Annotated in this window: 17 protein-coding genes; 10 read left to right on the top strand and 7 right to left on the bottom strand. The window is 39.7% G+C overall.

The features are described from left to right. Positions 1–149: 149 nt before the first annotated feature. Positions 150–893, bottom strand: coding sequence for a type I methionyl aminopeptidase (gene map, locus AR328_RS13490; RefSeq protein WP_066295744.1), 744 nt, complete (start codon positions 891–893; stop codon positions 150–152). Positions 894–994: 101 nt separating this feature from the next. Next, positions 995–1,987 carry a zinc-binding dehydrogenase gene (locus AR328_RS13485; RefSeq protein WP_066295740.1) on the bottom strand — a complete coding sequence of 331 codons (993 nt, stop codon included), beginning with the start codon at positions 1,985–1,987 and terminating at the stop codon, positions 995–997. Between the two features lie 158 nt (positions 1,988–2,145). On the opposite strand from AR328_RS13485, the gene AR328_RS13480 reads away from it, so the two are divergent. The 4 genes from AR328_RS13480 to AR328_RS13465 all read left to right on the top strand — a co-directional run bounded on the left by AR328_RS13480 (position 2,146) and on the right by AR328_RS13465 (position 5,663). Beyond that, complete coding sequence (locus AR328_RS13480; protein ID WP_066295739.1) at positions 2,146–2,766, top strand: hypothetical protein; 621 nt, start codon at positions 2,146–2,148, stop codon at positions 2,764–2,766. Between the two features lie 154 nt (positions 2,767–2,920). Further along, on the top strand, positions 2,921–3,688 hold the full coding sequence (yunB, locus tag AR328_RS13475) for a sporulation protein YunB (protein ID WP_066295738.1): 768 nt from the start codon (positions 2,921–2,923) through the stop codon (positions 3,686–3,688). Between the two features lie 100 nt (positions 3,689–3,788). Then, positions 3,789–4,703: a ketopantoate reductase family protein gene (locus AR328_RS13470; protein WP_066295737.1), complete on the top strand. Its 915-nt coding sequence runs from the start codon at positions 3,789–3,791 to the stop codon at positions 4,701–4,703. A gap of 228 nt (positions 4,704–4,931) precedes the next feature. Further along, the gene (locus AR328_RS13465) at positions 4,932–5,663 is read left to right on the top strand and encodes a DUF3784 domain-containing protein (protein WP_066295736.1); all 732 of its coding nucleotides are present in this window, start codon (positions 4,932–4,934) and stop codon (positions 5,661–5,663) included. Between the two features lie 72 nt (positions 5,664–5,735). Here AR328_RS13465 and AR328_RS13460 read toward each other — a convergent pair whose 3' ends face one another. Continuing rightward, complete coding sequence (locus tag AR328_RS13460; RefSeq protein WP_066295735.1) at positions 5,736–7,571, bottom strand: M6 family metalloprotease domain-containing protein; 1,836 nt, start codon at positions 7,569–7,571, stop codon at positions 5,736–5,738. A gap of 194 nt (positions 7,572–7,765) precedes the next feature. Continuing rightward, positions 7,766–8,380, bottom strand: coding sequence for a GntR family transcriptional regulator (locus AR328_RS13455; protein ID WP_066295734.1), 615 nt, complete (start codon positions 8,378–8,380; stop codon positions 7,766–7,768). Between the two features lie 275 nt (positions 8,381–8,655). Between AR328_RS13455 and garR the strand changes: the two genes are divergently transcribed. The 3 genes from garR (at position 8,656) to AR328_RS13440 (ending at position 12,467) form a co-directional block, all read left to right on the top strand. Next, positions 8,656–9,549, top strand: coding sequence for a 2-hydroxy-3-oxopropionate reductase (garR, locus tag AR328_RS13450; RefSeq protein ID WP_066295732.1), 894 nt, complete (start codon positions 8,656–8,658; stop codon positions 9,547–9,549). Continuing rightward, complete coding sequence (locus AR328_RS13445; protein ID WP_066295731.1) at positions 9,549–10,994, top strand: four-carbon acid sugar kinase family protein; 1,446 nt, start codon at positions 9,549–9,551, stop codon at positions 10,992–10,994. The genes garR and AR328_RS13445 overlap by 1 nt, the downstream gene beginning before the upstream one ends. A 132-nt stretch (positions 10,995–11,126) precedes the next feature. Next, on the top strand, positions 11,127–12,467 hold the full coding sequence (locus AR328_RS13440; RefSeq protein ID WP_066295730.1) for a GntP family permease: 1,341 nt from the start codon (positions 11,127–11,129) through the stop codon (positions 12,465–12,467). 50 nt (positions 12,468–12,517) lie between these two features. Here AR328_RS13440 and AR328_RS13435 read toward each other — a convergent pair whose 3' ends face one another. Further along, a complete protein-coding gene (locus tag AR328_RS13435) occupies positions 12,518–14,944 on the bottom strand; it encodes a S8 family peptidase (RefSeq protein WP_066295729.1) in 2,427 nt (808 codons plus the stop codon). Between the two features lie 328 nt (positions 14,945–15,272). Between AR328_RS13435 and AR328_RS13430 the strand changes: the two genes are divergently transcribed. After that, entirely contained in the window at positions 15,273–15,722 is a 450-nt protein-coding gene (locus AR328_RS13430; protein ID WP_066295725.1) for a CoxG family protein, read from the top strand. A gap of 40 nt (positions 15,723–15,762) precedes the next feature. On the opposite strand, the gene AR328_RS13425 is transcribed toward AR328_RS13430, so the two are convergent. Together AR328_RS13425 and AR328_RS13420 are read right to left on the bottom strand one after the other, a co-directional pair. Next, positions 15,763–17,073 (bottom strand): alpha/beta hydrolase family protein, encoded by a 1,311-nt coding sequence (locus AR328_RS13425; protein ID WP_082677232.1) that lies wholly within the window; start codon positions 17,071–17,073, stop codon positions 15,763–15,765. Positions 17,074–17,286: 213 nt separating this feature from the next. Next, positions 17,287–17,757, bottom strand: coding sequence for a ribonuclease H-like YkuK family protein (locus tag AR328_RS13420; RefSeq protein WP_066295955.1), 471 nt, complete (start codon positions 17,755–17,757; stop codon positions 17,287–17,289). Positions 17,758–18,053: 296 nt separating this feature from the next. Here AR328_RS13420 and AR328_RS13415 point away from each other — a divergent pair, with 296 nt between their 5' ends. Then, positions 18,054–18,785, top strand: a complete 732-nt coding sequence (locus tag AR328_RS13415; protein WP_066295723.1) for a DsbA family oxidoreductase — start codon at positions 18,054–18,056, stop codon at positions 18,783–18,785. A 181-nt stretch (positions 18,786–18,966) separates the two neighbouring features. Then, the gene (locus AR328_RS13410) at positions 18,967–19,569 is read left to right on the top strand and encodes an AAA family ATPase (protein ID WP_066295720.1); all 603 of its coding nucleotides are present in this window, start codon (positions 18,967–18,969) and stop codon (positions 19,567–19,569) included. Positions 19,570–19,593 lie beyond the last annotated feature (24 nt).

Genomic DNA, 19,593 nt, shown 5'->3' with positions numbered 1-19,593 from the left:
ATGCGATAGCGGAACGAGAGTCCGAAACGTCTTGAAAAACACTCATTCCAGAGAATTAACGGAACCAGGGTCCTCTTCCGAGTAAAACCAACAAAAAAATAATCAGGAAAGGGGGTATATCCCTTCCCTGATTTACTTGAATACGAAAGTTACCTCGTAATGATGATCGGCTCGCCTTTTGTAACGACAATCGTATGCTCACATTGCGCCACCAAGCTCTTGTCAGGGGTTACGAATGTCCAGCCGTCACTAAGCTCCATTACCTCTTCCGCTCCCATTGAAATAAATGGTTCGAATGCGATGACCATTCCGTCTTTCAGCAATTGGGAATCCCAAGGCTCAAAATAGTTTAAAATATGGTCGGGCTTCTCATGAAGAGATTTTCCAATTCCATGGCCAGTTAGATTTTTTATAACCGTATACCCATTCTCATTGGCTACTCGGTTAACCGTTTTTCCGATCATGCTTAGCTTGGAGCCTGCTTTTATCTTTTTCAATCCTTCTTCAAATGCTTTCTGTGCGGTTTCACATAGGTGGAGCAGCTTTTCATTTGAATTTCCAACCACAATCGATAATCCAGTATCGGCGAAAAATCCGTTTTTGGATCCAGAAACATCTATATTGACTAGATCCCCATCATTAATGATTCGATTCCCCGGGATGCCATGCGCCACTTCCTCGTTTACACTGATACAAGTAAAACCCGGAAAGTCATATTCCCCTTTCGGACCTGATATCGCACCATGTTTTTCAAAAAGCTCTCCTGCATAATCATCCAGTTCTTTCGTCGTTACGCCAGGCTTCGTACGTGCAATCAGTTCATCGCGGATGACCGCAACGATTTTTCCAATTTCTTTTAATGCCGCTAATTCTTCATCATTTTTGACAATCATATGATTCCTATCCCTTCAATAATTGGTTTCTTCTATATATTATATTCTATTTTTCGAATAACGTAAAAACACCTCAAAAAGATCGAGGTGTTTTAAAAGCCTTAACTTATTTTAAACCCAATTTTACCAAATTGATTGGCTTGTTCCATTCTGTTAAATGCTTGTTCAAATTGATCAAGGGTAAAAACTTGATCCATCACTGGCCGAATTTGGTGGCTCTCGACAAATTGCAGCATTTCTTTATACTCTTCTGCACTTCCTAATGTAGATCCAAGAAGATTTTGCTGAGCATAGAAAAAGGTGCGAAGATTTATTTTGACTTCATCTCCCGCAGACGCTCCGAATGTTACAATTGTTCCGCCTGTACGGAGTATCTCTAGCGACTTATTAAAAGTAGCGGCCCCGACAGATTCAATCACAAGGTCCATCTCCAGTCCTTCAAGTGCCGTATTCCAATCTTCATGACTATCAATGGCTCTGTAGGCTCCAATTTCTAACGCCCTCTCACATTTCTCCTTCGAACGCGAGCTCACATATACTTCAGCTCCGGCGGCTTTCGCGAATTGCACCAAAAATGTAGCGACCCCGCTCCCGACTCCCGGAATAAATACTTTCATTCCCGGCTGTACTTTTCCTCTTGTGAACAAAGCCCGATATGCAGTCAGACCTGCCAATGACAGGACACCCGCTTCTTCCCAAGTTAAATATTCCGGTTTTCGCTCCACATTTTCCTCTGGCAAAATAATATACTCGCCAAAGGTTCCATGGAAAGGAAGACCGACAATCTCAAATCCTGCAGGCGGTGCATCACTCTTTTCCTTCCAGCCAAGCCCAGGATTGATCATGACCTCATCCCCAACTTGTACAAGGGTCACACCTTCCCCGACTGCCTCTACGATTCCCGCCCCATCAGAACCAATGACTAAAGGGGGCTCAGTAGACTTGTGGCGCTCAAGAACAAAGAGGTCCCGATGGTTTAATCCTGCTGTTTTAAGCTTAACCTTAATTTCTCCATCCTTTGGCGCAATGGATGCTATTTCGCCATATGTAAGTCCCTCTAAACCAGTCTTTTCCGTATGAATAACTGCCTTCATCATGATCACTCCTAATTATTTATGTAATTATATGATACTTGTAAATCTACTGAATTTGAAATATTTCAACTCTTTAAGTTATTTTTTTGATGGCCAATTGGTTTAGTTACCCAACTTTGTTAAACTTATTTTATTAATGATTCTACGGAGGTTATCAAATGGGATGGGCTGAATTTGAACAAGTCAAAAGGGAATATACCGATTATTACAAAAAAATGGACGAAGAAATCATTAGATTATTATGTGAAAGAAAAGCTGCTGCAAAAGGAAAGCGTTATTCTCCCCCTGCTGAACTATTGAAGGAATGGTCACAGAAATATCAGATGAAGGTTTCAGAGATTGGCTGGCTCGTGCACCAATTAAATGATGGAAGCGGCCCATTTTACATGCCTGATGGACCCGGTGAGCTGCTATGTGTTATCCAAATTATGCAAAAATCAACGGTCGGAGATTTTGAATATATATTAACTCACGCGATGCAACATGAACACGGGAGCATCGTGACGCTAGAAATCAATTACAAATATAAAGAAAACGAAAACATAGGACATATTATTCCGCATTTAATGCTTGAGGTAACAGGAACTACCGATTATAAAGTAGCAAAAAATGGTTCGCGCGGCGGCGGCGGGAATACTCAAATGAGCTTTCTCATCTCCCCTCCTCTGCCATCGGATCTTAATGAGATTCATTTTGCATTAAGTCCCTTTGCGCCGCCTATGGAATTCCCTCCAAAAGAAGTGGTGCTGGATCAGGGAGTTATTTTCCGAAAAAGCTGACCAAATTAGATGATTCTACAAAACCCTTTCAAATCAGACAAATTGAGCATGTTTATTTTCTTGTTATGGTCATATATTTGTACAAAGCCCGAATCAATTTTTTCGTGGAACTTAAATGAGGCTAACAAGAACAGCTCGGTTGGGAGGGTTTTGAGTGCTTGTAAAAAGAAGAAGGAGATGGAATGTCAAAAAGGGGCCGCTCCCCTTTAAATATGTTTTTCTGATTACATTTGTTATTTTTATCCTAATGACCATTTTCAGTGTGATTATCATAAACAGAAATCTTGAACCGGCATTAATGGGGATTGCCGAAACGAGAGCCCGCCAATTCGCAGTTCAGGCAATCAATGATGCGATTGCCAAAAAAGCTACGGAAAGCATTGATATTAATGAGTTAATCATGAAGCATGAAAATGCCGGTGATGCCAGTTACAGTTTCAACCCTCAGTATAATAAAGTCATTTCGGAATTGACGATTAGGGTACAGGAATATTTAGATTTGGTCGAAGCCGGAGATTTAGAGCAGCTGGAAAACTTTAAGAATAATATTAATATTGATAAAGAAAAAACGAAAAGCTCGAAAGGTATTGTTTATCACATCCCATTAGGAATAGCTACGAAAATGACGTTGCTTTCCAATCTTGGGCCTGAAATCCCCGTCAGGTTGGAAATCCTTGGAGACGTCACTTCAGATTTAGAAACAAAGATTGTAGAAACAGGCATTAATAATACGTATCTCGAAGTCTATATAAATGTAAGAGTGCATATGAACGTCATTATCCCTTTAGTTGAAGAACCGATAGAAGTGACTAACCAGATCAAAATCGGCGACTGGTTCCATCCTGGTGAAGTGCCTCAATATTATAATGGAGGTGGAACTGGCAGTCCCAATCCAGTCATCATACCGCCGGCAAATAATTAATGGGACTTTTCATTTCATGGAAACTTCAAAATGAATTATTATAATATTAAGACAAACTAGAAGTTGCAGAAGGATATCTACTTAGGGGGTATTAATAAATATGAAAATATTAGTCGTAGGAGCAGGAGCAGTTGGCGGTTATTTCGGCGGACGCCTAGTTGAAAAAGGGGAAGATGTTACCTTTCTCGTTCGAGAGAAAAGGAAGCAGCAGCTTGACCGTGATGGATTGATCATTGATAGTATTCATGGTTACTTATGCCTAAAGCCTAAAACACTTTTATCAGGAGAAAAGGCTGACCCGTTCGATGTTATTATTCTTTCAACGAAGGCTTATCATTTGGATGGGGGCATAGAAAGTATTCAGCCTTATGCCGGAGATGAAACAATGATCCTCCCACTACTTAATGGGATTGCCCATATTGAAAAGCTTGTTGAGGTGTTCGGAGAGGAACGGGTTATTGGAGGATTATGCTTCATTGAATCTACTCTTGATGGCTCCGGAAAAGTTTTGCAAAAAAGTAAGGCGCATGACCTTGTATTCGGAGAAAGAAATGGCGAGAAAACCGAACGTATTTTAAAATTGCGGGATGCCCTATCCGGAACTAAAGCAAACTTTCGTTTATCTGAAAATATCATGCAGGAAATGTGGCATAAATATTTATTTATCACAACTGCATCAGGGGTTACTTCCCTATTCCGTTCGCCAAGCGGCCCCATTTGCGAACAGGAGCTTGGCCTTCAAACGATCGAAAGAGTTCTTAAGGAGACAGTCAGCATCATGAGAGCCATCGAAGCACCTGTTGCTGAGAAAATTGAAGAAGTTCAATTATCACAAATGCAGAAACTCGGCTATGAATTTAAATCATCCTTACAAAGAGATATGGAAAAAGGGCTGCCGATTGAAGCAGATCATTTTTTCGGTTACTTATTAAAACAAGCACAAGCCGCAAATATTCAAGCACCAACATTAGAAATCATTTATGCAAATCAGAAAATCTATGAATCTAGCATTTAATAAAGTGATGCCGCCCTATGAAGGGTGGCATCTTTTTCGTTTATATCATTACTGCATGGACTTTTCGATGGCCTCTTTCACCCAAAATGTCCATCCAGCTACTGTGCTTGGACTTTTCAACAGCCTCCACCACCCTAATTGTCCATCCAGTGAATATATAGAAGGGAGCCTGCTATTTTTCCAATATTAGTTTATAATTATTAGTGAATTCAAAAGGGGGCCTCTTTTATGTGGGGACTTATTGTTTCACAACTCATCATTATAATCATTTTCAGCTTAATAGGCTGGGCCATTCGTTACAAGAAAGCTTATAATCTTATTTCTGGATTCTCCTCTCGCCCGGAAGTAGAGAAGCAGCAGCTAATTGCAAATGGTTTCCCACAGAAAACTGGGAGCCTATTAATAATTACTGCTGTTGTCATGGTTCTTCTGCTTCCACTTTCCTTTACTTCCTTTACATATTCAATGGAAGTTCAATTTGGAGCTATGATGGTTTTATTAATGGGCGGATTCATTTATTTATCTAAATTTGATATTCCTAGTAAAAGAAAGCGAAGCTACACGATCAGCACGATCCTTTTTATCGCCGTTATTGGGTCGATTACAGCAATATCTGCATTTAGCTATCAGGGATATGAGCTAAGAGTTAAGGAAAATAGTTTTGAGATTACCGGGATGTACGGGGATGAATGGGACACTGGTGGCATTAAACACGTTGAATTAATGGAAGAGATGCCCTATATTATCGTTAGAACGAACGGGGTTGGACTGCCAACGCTGTCAAAAGGCCATTTTAAGGTTAAAGATTATGGAAACAGCCTGCTATTTATTCAAAAAGGCTCCTCCCCCTATGTTTATATCGAACTAGAAAAAAGAAAAATCTTTATCAATGATAAAGACCCGAACAAGACCGTATTATGGTATGAGCAATTGAAGGAAAAGGCTCACTCGACTAAATGAATGGTTGTTGACCCTGTACGAAAATCTAAAAAAACCTGATTCCCATAAAACTACGGGATCAGGTTTTTCCAATTAATTTTTTCCTTGATTTGATTGATAGTAAAATTTAGCCGTAATGGATCCATCTTTATTTTCAACAATATCTGTTACATAGATGCCAGAATCACCTGGTGTCGAGTTATGACCCTTCCAGAAGTAGTAGGAACCTGTATGAACTTTACCTGATACAGGTGTTAGCTTACTTCCCGTTTTGAAGAAGTCGCCCGCATCTCCACGGTTTACATTTTTCTCTAAATCGTATTTTCCGTCTGCTTGAACGACAGAAAGACCATAATGAGTCACAACCGTTCCATCACTTGCCGTTTCAGATTGGTTGTACTGGAAGCGCTTGTTCATCCAGTTTTCCACATTGTTCGGACGGAAGCCTGCCGTTTGATAAAGGTTAATAATATTTTCATCCACATGCCACGCAACTAACCCGTGAGCATTTTCGCCTTGGCGAATTAACCCTTTATTAAACCCGTCCTGCTGGACATTTTCAAATAAAAAGTATTCAGTCCCATTCGATCCTGGCACTTCCATTTTTACAATTCCGTTGTCATCTTTAGCTTTATTAATTGCCGGGAGGGTGATTTCCTGTACGCCATCTTCAGGTTTGACTTCGATTGGATTTGCCCAGCCTAGGAAAATCTTTGAGAATGGGTCAAAATGCGTTGGAGAATTCCCAGAATACGCGGCATTGTCTGGATAGCGCATCCATGAGCCGCCTGCCATCATGGAATAATTCCCTACTCCCTCAGATGAATAAGCCGTATCATAGAAATCTGGCAATCCTAATGCATGGCCAAATTCATGTGCATATACCCCTGTTTGTGCTGGGAATGGGCCAGTTTTCATAGAATCATCATATTTGCCAGTAGCTGTATCAAATCCAGCAACATTTCCGCCAATCGCCGGCTGAATATTGTAGTTGTTTACGATAACGCCATCATAAGTCAAGTCTTCAGCAACTGTTTTGTTAACCCAAGCCCCTTGGTTCATGCCTGCGTGGACATCTGCAGGTTTACCAGTTTCATAGTATTTTCCGTAATATAAGGCACTCAGAATGTTCCATTTATGAGACCAAATTTGTGCTGGATCTCTGCTGAATTCTGCACCTGTTCCTTCATGTACGATGAACACAGTCGGAACTTCCCCGTTTTCAGCATACTGGGAAAAATCCACTTGCTCATCTGCTGCCTTCAATAAATCACGGACAAATTCACCGATATGGGCATCGCCATTTTCATTGCCAAGGACATATTGGCCATTTTCCGCATGCTTGCCCTCTTGATCTAAATAGTAGGAAGCTCCCTTCGGCATTTCAACCCACACAAATTCAGTATTTTCCTTCCTAACTAGATTTACTTTTCCATTACTAGATTCCTTATAAACATTTTGCATCGTTCGATTTGTCGGGGCCTTCTTTCCATTAAACTCAGCATACTGTTTAAACTGTTCTAGCTCATATGGATTATATTCCTCTCCAAAAATCAAATCCTCATAGTAATGGGCGGGAACTTGTCCAGGCATATCCCCTATCGGCTCGTCGCCATCTTTATATTTTGCTAGAATGACTAGAACCGGAACATCCCCTTTTGCCGTTCTATAGGCAACATGATTATTTCCCGCTTGCTGAAATTTCGTTCCATGCTTGGCCGCTTTTTCAGCTGGATCCACTTTTGATAAGTCAACTCCAAGTCTTTTTGCCTGCTCGGCAAGCTCTGGAGAAGCTCCGACATAATGCGCTAAATTCAGATGATATGTACTCTTCTCTTTCGCTGATACGTCTGCACTGCCTCCCCCTGCAAAAAGCGTACTTCCCACTAATGATAATGCTAATGCAGAACTTGATAGAACCTTTAACAAATACACCACTCCCTCAAAATATATCTACTCTCTAAATAAATGATACGAAATAGTCTATATTTTCTGAATAAGTAATTAGTACCTTTTGTATGGAAAATAGGCATGTCTTATTGCTTATTTCATTTGACTTAAAACTATTTGTGAAAAAAAAATAGAAAGCCATTCAATAGGTTGAACGGCTTTCCATGACTACATTATTGATTTAGCATATGCAAACAAAAATCCAAGTCTGCCTGCAAATGTTCCTTCATGATTCTCTCAGCTTCTTCTCCATTATGAGATTGAATGGCATCAAAAATTTGTTGATGCTCATCAATTAAAAATGGACGTTTATGATAAACAACTGTTTTTCTGAACAAATAAATAATCGATTGCATTCGGTCAATAATATCAATCATCATCGGGTTATTCGTTGTTTGTACAATGATATTATGGAATTCTTCATTTGCTTTCATAATTTCATCCGTTGTTCCGGAGCGTCCAATTTCTATGCATTGCTTTAACTTTTCCAACGCAGCTTCGCTCATATAAGTTGCTGAATAACGCGCTGCAAATCCTTCTAGCAGAATCCTTACTTGAAAAATATTTCGTAAATCCATATCTGTTGGATTAACAACCCTCTTTTGTTTAACTAGTCCCTCCTGTTCGAGCTTTCTGATCGATTCCCGTACTGGTGTCCGGCTAATCCCCAATTCTTCTGCCAGCCTTTCTTCCACCAGCTTCGTTCCCCTTGGAAGCTCACCATTTAAAATTTTATCTCTTATATATTCATATGATTGCAAATACGCTAATCCTGTTTGCTTAACCAATAACGATCGACTCCTAAAAAAAATATTCCCCTACAATAAGAGTACAAAATATGAGTATTTTCCTCTAAAAGGAAATAATACATATTGTCAGCATGCACACTTATATCCTTACGTAAAAGTATAGTTTGAATCATCACTTTTTTAAAGGAATAACCTAAATGTACACATTCATCAATATTTTGTATACTTTTTATAATTTTTTGTATACATTTTTAAATAATTTGTGTACAATTAATGTCGTATTTGAAAGCGTTTTATTAAGAGGAGGATTTGACATGAAACTAGGTTTCATCGGACTCGGAATCATGGGAAAACCCATGGCACGCAATCTTATAAATAAAGGCTATGAAGTGACTGTATTTGATATAAATGAGGCTGCCGTTCAGCAATTAAAGCAGGATGGGGCAGGTGAAGCCCATTCTCCAAAGGAAGTCGCTCAAGGCAGTGAGGTTATTTTTACAATGCTTCCAAAAACGGAGCACGTAAAAAGTGTTATTTATGGTAAAAACGGAATTATGGAAGGTGCACAGGAAGGTTCTATTATTGTCGATATGAGCTCCATCACTCCTGTTGCTTCTAAAGAAATTGCAGCCGCTCTTGCTGAAAAAGGATTGCATATGCTTGATGCTCCAGTTAGCGGCGGAGAACCAAAAGCGATCGATGGGACACTTGCCTTTATGGTCGGTGGAAAAGAAGAAATTTTTGAAAAAGTAAAACCGGTATTAGAATGCATGGGAACGGCTATTACCCTTGTTGGGGATCATGGCTGCGGAACAACAGCTAAGCTTGCCAATCAAATTATGGTTAATGTAAATATTGCTGCGATGTCAGAAGCGCTTGTTCTAGCAGCAAAGGCGGGCATCGACATTAAGAAAATGTATGAAGCGATCCGTGGAGGACTAGCTGGAAGTGCCGTCCTTGATGCGAAAGTACCATTAATCCTTGAAAGAAATTTTGTTGCTGGCGGAAGAATTGATATCAATCTTAAAGATTTAACGAATGTCATGGATACAGCCCATTCAATTGGCGTCCCTATCCCGCTCACATCACAAGTATTGGAAATGTTCCATGCGTTAAAGGTGGAAGGCAAAGAAGCAGATGATCATGGCGGCTTAGTTCAATATTATGAAAAGCTTGCTAATTTTGAAGTGAAAGGTGCCGGTAATTAATGGAATGGCAGAAAGCAGATGAAGTAATTGCATCCTATCCACCCATTGATAAAGAAGCTGTAAAGAATTTGTGGACAGCCATTCGGCCTGCCTTTCATCATAAAATTATTGTGCTTGATGATGATCCGACTGGTGTGCAAACCGTTCATAATGTTTCTGTTTATACAGATTGGTCAGAAGATACGATTGAACAAGGCTTCAAAGACGAATCTCAGATGTTTTTTATTCTGACAAATTCCAGAGCTTTCACCGCGAAAGAAACGGAGCAGGTCCATCGTGATATTGCGGAATGTATTGAGAAAATCTCTAAGAAATATGAGCGCCCCTTTATTCTGATTAGCCGTGGTGATTCTACTTTAAGAGGACACTACCCGTTGGAAACTGACGTGATGCGCCATGCGATTGAAGAAAATAGCAGTGTTCCAATAGATGGAGAGGTACTCATCCCCTTCTTTAAAGAAGGTGGGCGCCTTACTATTTCTAACATCCATTATGTACAGCAAGGGAATGAGTTAGTACCAGCTGGTGAAACAGAATTCGCCAAGGACAGAACATTTGGCTATCGTTCAAGCCACTTAGGAGAGTGGATTGAAGAAAAAACTGGCGGTCAGTTTTCTAAAGAAAATGTCACCTATATATCAATACAATCCTTGCGCCAGTTAGATGTTGAAGAAATTACAGAGCAGCTTATGAAGGTTTCTGATTTTGGAAAAGTGGTTGTCAATGCGATTGAGGAAGAGGATTTAATCGTTTTCTCTTGTGCATTAATAAAAGCGATTCAAAAAGGAAAACAATTCTTATATCGCACAGCAGCAGCGTTCACAAAAATCATTGGGGATATTTCCACTCGTCCTTTATTAACGAGGGAAGAATTAATTACCGATGAACAAACAAACGGCGGACTTGTTATTGTCGGATCCCATGTGCAAAAAACGACCGAACAGCTGCAAGCTTTAAAATCTTTAACCTCTCTTCACTTTATTGAATTAAATGTTCATCTAGTTCTAGACAAACCGGCTTTTATGAAGGAAGTAGCGCGTGTCAAGCTTGAAGCAGAGCAAAAGGTTGCTGAAGGAATGACGACCGTTATTTACACAAAACGGGAGCGGCTTGACCTTGGTGAAGGCATGGAGGAAGAGGAGTTAAAGTTATCTGTTGAAATTTCCGATGCTGTAACAAGTATTGTTCGCGATTTTTCTGTAAGGCCTAATTACTTAATCGGAAAAGGCGGTATTACATCAAGCGATATTGGAACGAAAGGGCTAAATGTAAAACGTGCTTTAGTTGCTGGCCAAATTGCTCCAGGAGTTCCTGTTTGGAAAACAGGAGAAGAAAGCACATTCCCTTATATTCCTTATATCATCTTCCCGGGAAATGTTGGGACGGCTACAACTTTACAAGAAGTAGTCCTTTGTTTAGAAGGAGAAAGCAACTTTAAAAAATGAGCTATCATTTATCCATAGACCTGCTGACCTAGCTGTTTAAAGCATTGTGATAGCTGGTCTATCGGCTAATTTTAATAGATTTCAGCTTAAATTATTATAAAATTTAAACTTTTAAAAAGGGGAGAAACTAAAATGGTCACTGGAAATATGCTAATAGTCATTTTTCTTTTATCATTAGCGGCATTATTTTTTCTAATTTTAAAATTAAAGCTTGAGCCTTTTCTTTCATTAATTGGGGTTGCTTTGGCAACAGCCATTGTTATTGGTATTCCGATTAATGAAGTACCAGGTATTGTAGCAGGAGGATTTGGGGCTACGTTAACAGGGGTAGGGATATTAATTGGTCTTGGTGTTATTTTTGGCCAGTTCCTGGGTGCTTCTGGTGCGGTGGAAAAAATTGCCCAAGCTGTTCTTAAGGTATTTGGAACGAAGAGATCTGCTGCAGGACTTGGGTTAACAGGGACTGCTGTTTCGATTCCAGTATTCTTTGATGCTGCCTTCGTAATCCTAAGTGGTTTAATTAAAAGCTTGTCGAAGAAAACAGGACTTTCTGTTGTTACATTTGTTACTGCGCTTGGTGTAGGTTTAATCGTATCTCATAATATGATTGCACCAACTCCAGGACCACTAGTTGTTGCTGAAAACACGAAATCTGATCTCGGATTATTTATTTTATATGGCATTATTTGTTCTATTCCAGCCACATTAATTGGTGGATATTTATATGGTTTATTTATTGGAAAACGTGTACAGCATTCTGGTGAGATGGAAGAAAGCGCTGGCGTGCCGGATGCTCCAAAAAAGGAAATTAGCACTGGCCTATCCTTCTTTATGCTTGCTTTGCCAATCGTTCTAATTTTAGCTAATACCGTTTCACAAATTTTAGTTCCAGACACGATCATTTCTTCTGCGCTAGGTTTTATTGGGGAAAAGAATGTAGCACTCTTTATTAGTGTGATCGTTGCTATCGTTGTACTTGGTCCTTATATTTCAACACCTAAAGAAACATTATATGCAGAAGCTATTAACTCTGCCGGAATCATCATTCTTATTACTGGTGCGGGCGGTGCATTTGGTGCCGTTATTAATAAGAGCGGAATTGGTGACCATCTGATTGCTACACTGCAAGATTTAAGCATCCCAGTTTTATTGCTGGCTTTCATCTTCTCTCAGATTTTACGTGCATCACTAGGTTCTGCTACAGTTGCTCTTGTAACAACTTCCAGCATCATGGGACCACTTGCTGTAGACCTTGGCGTTTCTCCAATTTTATTAGGACTTGCTATTTGTTCTGGTGGAATTGGATTATCCCTTCCAAACGACTCTGGTTTCTGGGTTGTCAGCAAATTTGGAAAACTGACGATCCCGCAAACATTAAAAGCTTGGACAGTCGGTGGTTTCTTAGCTGGTTTATCGGCACTGGCCATGGTATATGTATTAAGCTTATTTTCTGGAATTCTTCCAGGGATTTAATACGGGAAAAGGTCACCGTTCAATTATATGGACGGTGACCTTTTCATTTTTTATTTTATTAAAATATTTGTTCCGGCTAAATCGGATTCACCTCGGTATGTTGCATAAGCGTAAATATTATAGTATCCAGCTGGAATCTTTTTGCCATCTATTTTTCCATCCCATTGGAAGGTCGTATAGCCTGACTTAACATTATTATAAACGGCAATATCGCCTATAAAATCTAATGGCTGGCCTGCTTCGTTTGATTGATAGACAAATAACTCAACTTCCTCTGCTCCACCTGGGAAATAGCTTTCAATTTCAATTTGCCCATTTTCAAGCTGACCCGCTCCTAGGTATTGGACACGTGGATAATCTGGCTCTTTTACGAAAAGAATTGTAGGTAAATCGAGCGTTTCTGATCCATCACTAATCGTGATTGTGCCTTCATAATAGCCTTGTGCAAGCTTTCCTGCATCTACCTGTACATTTAAATTAACATTTTGGGATTGACCAGGATTCACTTTTAAGTTATTGCTCGTTGAAACTTTAATTGCATCATTATTCATTTTCACATCGAAGCTATAAGTCTTTCGTTCTGATGATAAATTTTTGATTGTAAAATGCTGCCTTTCTACTTGCTTCCCTTTGTCTTTATAGAACGTTCCGAAAGAATGGCTTCCAGGAGTAACAAGTGTTTTTGTTTGAATCGCCTCTACAACCTTGATGCTTCCTGCCCCTTGCGTATTATGCGGGTAAGCTTGTCCTGTAGCTGGATTAATTACATTTTCAGCCGTATTCATTAGAGCTGCCTTCACATCAGCAACACTCCAATTAGGATTAGCTTGCAGAATTAGAGCAGCAGCACCCGCAACATGTGGAGATGCCATGCTTGTTCCTTGCTTTGCTCCATAGCCATGTGGATTAGATGGATCATGGGTTGGAACTGTACTTACGATATTTACGCCAGGTGCAGAAACATCCGGCTTAATCATCCATGTGGAAATGACTGGGCCACGAGATGAAAAGTCTGCTACTGTTTCTCCAACTTTACTGGCAAATTGAATGCTAAATGTCACTTCATTATTGCCTTTTGCTAATTCGGCTAATAATTTATTACCGTCTTCTAAAGTTGTTCTAATAGTAGGGACATCAGTGCCAGGCACTTGTACAATTTCTCCATCAACATTATTATAAATAATCGCTGCCACTGCACCAGCTTCTTTCGCAGCAGTTGCTTTATCAACAAATGCAATTCCATTACCACGGCTAATTAACGCTACTTTTCCTTTAAAGTCTTGTCCTGCAAATTCTTCAGGAGAACCAAATCTTGCATGAACAAACTCTAAAGTTTGACCATTAAGATCTGTAAGAGCTTTGTCATTTGGAAAGCCCATTACTTTTGCCGAAGGATAATCTACACCCTCCGATGTGGAAATCGTAGAATTATAAACATTATACGGAAGCTGAGTTGCCCCTACGGAGATTGCATCACGAGCAGTACCCGGTGATCCAACTGTCCAGTTTTTCGGACCGCTGTTTCCGTTGGATGTAACAGCAACAACGCCTTCAGCCATTGCCCAGTCTAATGCAATGCTTGTTGCATAATCAGGATCATTAAGAGAGTTTCCTAGTGATAGATTCATAACATCTGCCCCGTCTTGAACGGCTTTTTCAATTCCTGCGATCACATCAGCCGTTGTCCCGCGCCCGCCAGGACCTAATACACGGTAAGCAAGTAAAGTGGCTTCCGGAGCTACCCCTTTTATAAGGCCATTAGCCGCGACTGTTCCTGCAACATGTGAGCCATGAGTTGTTTCAGCCCCTCTAGGATCGCCTTTCGGTGTTTCTTGCGGGTCATTATCATTATCGACTAAATCCCAGCCTTTATAGCTGCCAAACGCTTTTTCTAAATCCGGATGCGTATAATCAACCCCTGTATCAATAACCGCAACCGTTACACCTTTCCCTGTATATCCTGATTCCCAAGCCTCATTGGCGCCAATATATGGTGCACTATTAAGCATATTTGGGCTGTACTCCTCAGAGGAAATCATCTCCCCTTCTCCTAAGCTAGTTGCCTGATATTCAACATCAGGGTAAACTGCTTTTACTCCAGGCACAGATAATAAAGCGGGAATATCATTTTCAGCCAGTTCGACAGAAAAACCGGAAAAAACATAGTCATATTCGCGAATGACTTGAGAGCTTTTTGCTGCATTGCTAACATCTGATTTTACTTGATTACGAGTTTTTGCAAGATTTGCCTTAGATTGGCTCTTACCTTTATGCTTTGCTTCCACTAAAGATGGTTCTGTTAATTCGACAATAACACTTGTTCTGTTTGATGAGGAAAAGTTAAACTCTCCGACTAATTGTGCCAGTTGAGCAGCTGATTTGCTTTGGCCTTTACTAGCAGCACCTGCACCCATTGGTGAAAATGCTAATAATAATACTAGTGCCAATAGAAAAGCTTTCATATTCTTCTTTAACATGAATCCTTTCAACTCCTTTGTTGTTAGTTAGAATGCCAATTAACCAAACACACCTCCAGCGTTTACCCACAGCATCCTAATATGTATAACATTGGAAATATTCTGTATCCCTTTACGATAACCCTTGAGTCCTTCATCCTAACTTTAATAGGCCATTAGAATTATTTTGCAATTGGTGCCTTATATGGCGCCATGCACCATTGGTGGATAGTGTCTTTTTGGGGTGCCTGGCACTCCTCATGGCACCTCTGAAGGAATACCTTCTGTACAGTTTGAATACATATCCATGTAGGGCATCGATGAATAATTTTTAAAGGGGCGGAAGTACATGCCAGTTTATAGTCATCAAGTTGAAGTAAATGCACCGATTGAGACCGTATGGGATTTTGTGAGTCATATTCATAACTGGGCTCCACTTGTACCGGGGTATATTGAACATCAGATTCTTAGTGATAAAGAGTCAACATGGTGCTTTAAAAGTGATATCGGGATTATGAAGAAGAAAATTGAATTAAAGGTTGATATTACAGGCTGGGAAGAGCCTTCAAAAGTGACATTTAATTTAATTGGGCTAAATGAAAAATTTACGGGCCACGGCTATTTTTTAGCCGAGCAAAGGGGAAACGCTAAAGTGCTTATGACAGGCTGCCTTGATATTACAGCCGAAGGAATGCTGGCAAAGGTCGCAAACTCGATATTAACAACCTCTCTTCCCGAAACGACTTCAGAACTCACTGAAGCAGTAGCTGCCAAAATCGAGGAAGTTGCATACAATTAAAAAACAGGGGCACTCTCACTCAAGAGAATGCCCCTGCTTTTTATTTTTCCAATACTTTATTTTTTTCTAAGAACTCAATGATATGCTCCACTAGTCCGTCAGATAACGGCAAATCAGGATTTGTATAGGTTGCGTTATTTCCTTCTGGATCCTGAGGGGCATCCTTTAAGACATGATTCATCCCTTCAATAATATATAGCTCGGAATTAGGTTGGGCCTTATGCAAAAATTCGGCTTCCTTCACAGGAACCTGCAGGTCGTTGGTCCCGTTTATGATGAAAACAGGAACATCTAATTTTTTCAATTGTTCCTGAGGATTGTACTTCAGCCATGAGATCAGGTATGGCTGAATAGATGGACGGAATAAGAATTGCAAATCTGAACTGACGGATTTAACCTGTTCGCCATGCTTTAATTTATCCAAAATGTCCTCTGATTCCTGCAGCTGGCTGGCTGGCAGCTGGGCTAGCTGTTCACGTAAAACCTCATCCATCGGTCTGCCTGCACCGGAAATTGAAATATATGTATCCACATCTGTCTTGTCAGCTGCTATCATCCCTATTAAAGAGCCTTCACTATGTCCGATGATTCCAACCCTTGAAAATCGGCTATCCTCTTTAACGAACTGGACCCAAGATTCTACATCATGAATAAAATGTTCAAAACGCAAATCCACTTCCTTTACCCCTATATCCAGGTTTTGGCCAAGTCCTCTCTTATCATAGCGAATACTCGCCACTCCATTAGCCGCCAAGTCTTCAGCCAACATTTTCAAGCCATTATTCTTTCCTGGTAATATTGTTGTGTTTCCATCCCTATCCGTCGGACCTGAGCCGGCAATAATAATCATAATAGGAAATGGTCCCTCGCCTTGAGGAGTGGTCAATAATCCCTTCATCGTTCCACCCTCTACTTCCATCTGTACAGGGTCGCCAACCTCTTTAGATGCTTCTGCCGTTCCCTTCTTTAGTTCAAAAGGAAAGGACTGGCCCTGTTGCTTAAATGTACCTGAAATTTTCTCATTATCCACTTTGCCATCAAATGTAATATGCTGGCCTTGAAGCTCCGTAGCCAATGACAAGTTAGAATCTGATAATTTCGCCTTGGCAAATGGGTGTTGATTCAGCCCTTGAACTGGAATACTTAAGGTACCGCCATCTTTTGAAAATTGAATATGTATCGGCAGCGGCTGATTCGGAATTTGTATAACACCTTCCCATACTCCCTCAATGCTTTCCAATGAACTTCCCCCTTTTTCACTTTCGTCTTCTTTTTTATTCCCCTTGCTGCATCCAAGTAATAATAAGGAAATACTTGTCACCACTAATAGAAGATATAAAAATTTCTTCATCCATTAATCCTCCAGAATATTAATTTTTTAAAACGAAATAAGATGATTAAGCAAAAAAATTAAGACTCTTCATTTAAATTTGGCATGTCTCATTATCTCTATAAAAATCTAGCGAAAAAGCAATACTTTATACTTAAAATATAGCAATTTTGTTATATATTGTATATAAAAAAATAAAACCCCATTTCTGGAGTTTTACAAATTAAGTTAGGATTATTTTGTATAACGATTGGCATAACTAGAAGCTACAAAAGCGTCAGGCTTTATTTTTGGTTCTACTCCCATTGACTCCATTCTGGAAACCATCTCTTTTACAAATTCCCGTGTTTTATTTCTTTGTCCAATCCCAATGTCAAGATGGCCCTCCATCGTAAATGTTGCTCCATGGTAGAGATAAGGAAGGATTAGATCAATGATTTCGTTTTTTTTCTCATGTGTAAAAAGGGCTACAATCTGTTCGGTTAGTGAGGTTTCGTATGAGATTCTCTCATGTAAATGAAGCATTTTCCTAGGGATAATATGTTTCCTAATACAGGCCCAAGCCCCTTTTCCTTCGTTTTGGATCACAATTCCCGTAATAAAAATGGTCCGATCACAATGAACCTGGGAATCCGTCCCGACCATTAATCGATAATGACCACATGGGCTCCTTTTGATGAATTTAAGAATTCTTGTGAAAACCATATCAAACGTTAAATTTCGTTCTTGTAAATTTTGAAACGTGAAGTTTACATCTTGATCATATATCACCTATTATCACCACATTATGTTTGGAGTGAAGTAAGAATATCTTTGTCCCTTTTCCCAAAACTGCTTATATTATCAGTATATTAAATCATTTATTCAGGTTTCCCATTATTTAAGTTTTTCCACAATAATTTCAAGATAAACATAGTGTATTTTGATTCATGAGCATCTTATGATTGGTTTCTTTTATGAGTATGCTAATATGAGGGAAAATATAATTGAGGTGTTCATTTATGAAAATTCAAGTATGGTCGGATTTTGTTTGTCCGTTTTGCTATGTTGGGAAACGCAGATTAGAACAGGCACTTGACCAATTTCCCCATAAAGACCAAGTTGAGGTAGAATTCAAAAGCTTTGAGTTAGACCCAAACTCTCCTAAATATGACGGCAAAAGCATTCACGAAATCCTTGCTGGGAAATATGGAATGAGTATTGAACAAGCTAAACAATCAAGTGAAGGAGTCGGACAACAAGCAGCGAGCGTAGGCTTAGATTTTCGTTTTGATGAAATGAAGCCTGGCAATACGTTTGATGCCCATCGTTTGGCAAAGTTTGCTAAGGAAAACGGTAAAGAGGCCGTACTTACTGAGAAGTTGCTTCACGCTTATTTCACAGAATCAAAAGACATAGGTGATGAAGAAGTACTGGCTGAAATTGCGGAATCAGCCGGACTCGATCGTGATCAAGCTTTGAAAATTGTTCAGGATAAAAATGCTTTTGCAAATGATGTACGGATTGATGAGGCAATTGCCCAGCAGTATGGCATTAAAGGAGTTCCTTATTTTATCATTAATAATAAATATGCGATTTCAGGCGCACAAGCCCCTGAAACATTTGCAGGTGCCCTTCAAAAGGTTTGGGAAGAAGAATCTGCCGCTCCTGCATTTCAAGACCTTTCTGCAGAAGGCTCAGAAGATGCAAGCTGCACGGACGAGAGCTGTGGAATTCCGGATAAAAAGGAATAATACTGGATAAAAATATCAGGCACCCCCCAAGGTAGTGCCTGATTTCTTTATGCTGGATGGACTTTTTAAGGTGGATAAGGACAGAAAAGGTAAAAGCACACAGTGATCTGATTCCTTATCTTACATGTTAAATGTTATATTTTACATATAGTGGTGATAACGGCTAGTTTAGGAGTGGAAAATGTACATAGAAAAAATCCTCAAGTCAAAAGAAAGGAATCGTATATTAGTAGTAGGAATTGATGGTTTAGGCGGATCAGGGAAAACAACCTTTACAAGTTCGCTAGTTAGAGACCTGCAGAACAATGGTATGAAAAATTCGGTATTGCACATAGATGATTTTATTCACCCCCAATCCGTTCGCTACAATGATTCATTTAGTGACTGGGTATGCTATTACCATTTACAGTGGAGATATGATTACCTTATTGGCGAGATTTTGTCCCCCATTCAAATGGGGCATCCGATAAATAAACAAATTGAGCTATATGACAAAGAAAAGGATGAATATTTGCACCAACATATCAAATTGGATTTGGACACCCTTTTGATCATTGAAGGGGTTTTTTTACAGCGAGAAGAAATAAGGCCTTTTCTGGATTATGTAATATTTATCGATGTTCCTAAGGAGGAAAGATTAAAAAGGGTTCTTAGAAGGGATCTCTATATCGGAGATGAGGCCGCTATCTTAACAAAATATGAAAAACGCTATTTTCCTGCAGAGGATCAATATGTTTCAGAGTGCGACCCGGCAAAAAATGCTGATTGGACTATCAATCCTTAAGAGCTATTTCCAAAAATAAGAGAC

This window comes from Bacillus sp. FJAT-29937 (genome assembly GCF_001509555.1).
Classification (GTDB): domain Bacteria; phylum Bacillota; class Bacilli; order Bacillales; family Cytobacillaceae; genus Cytobacillus.
Note: the sequence above shows the minus strand (reverse complement) of the source record. Positions and strands in the feature narration are given on the sequence as shown.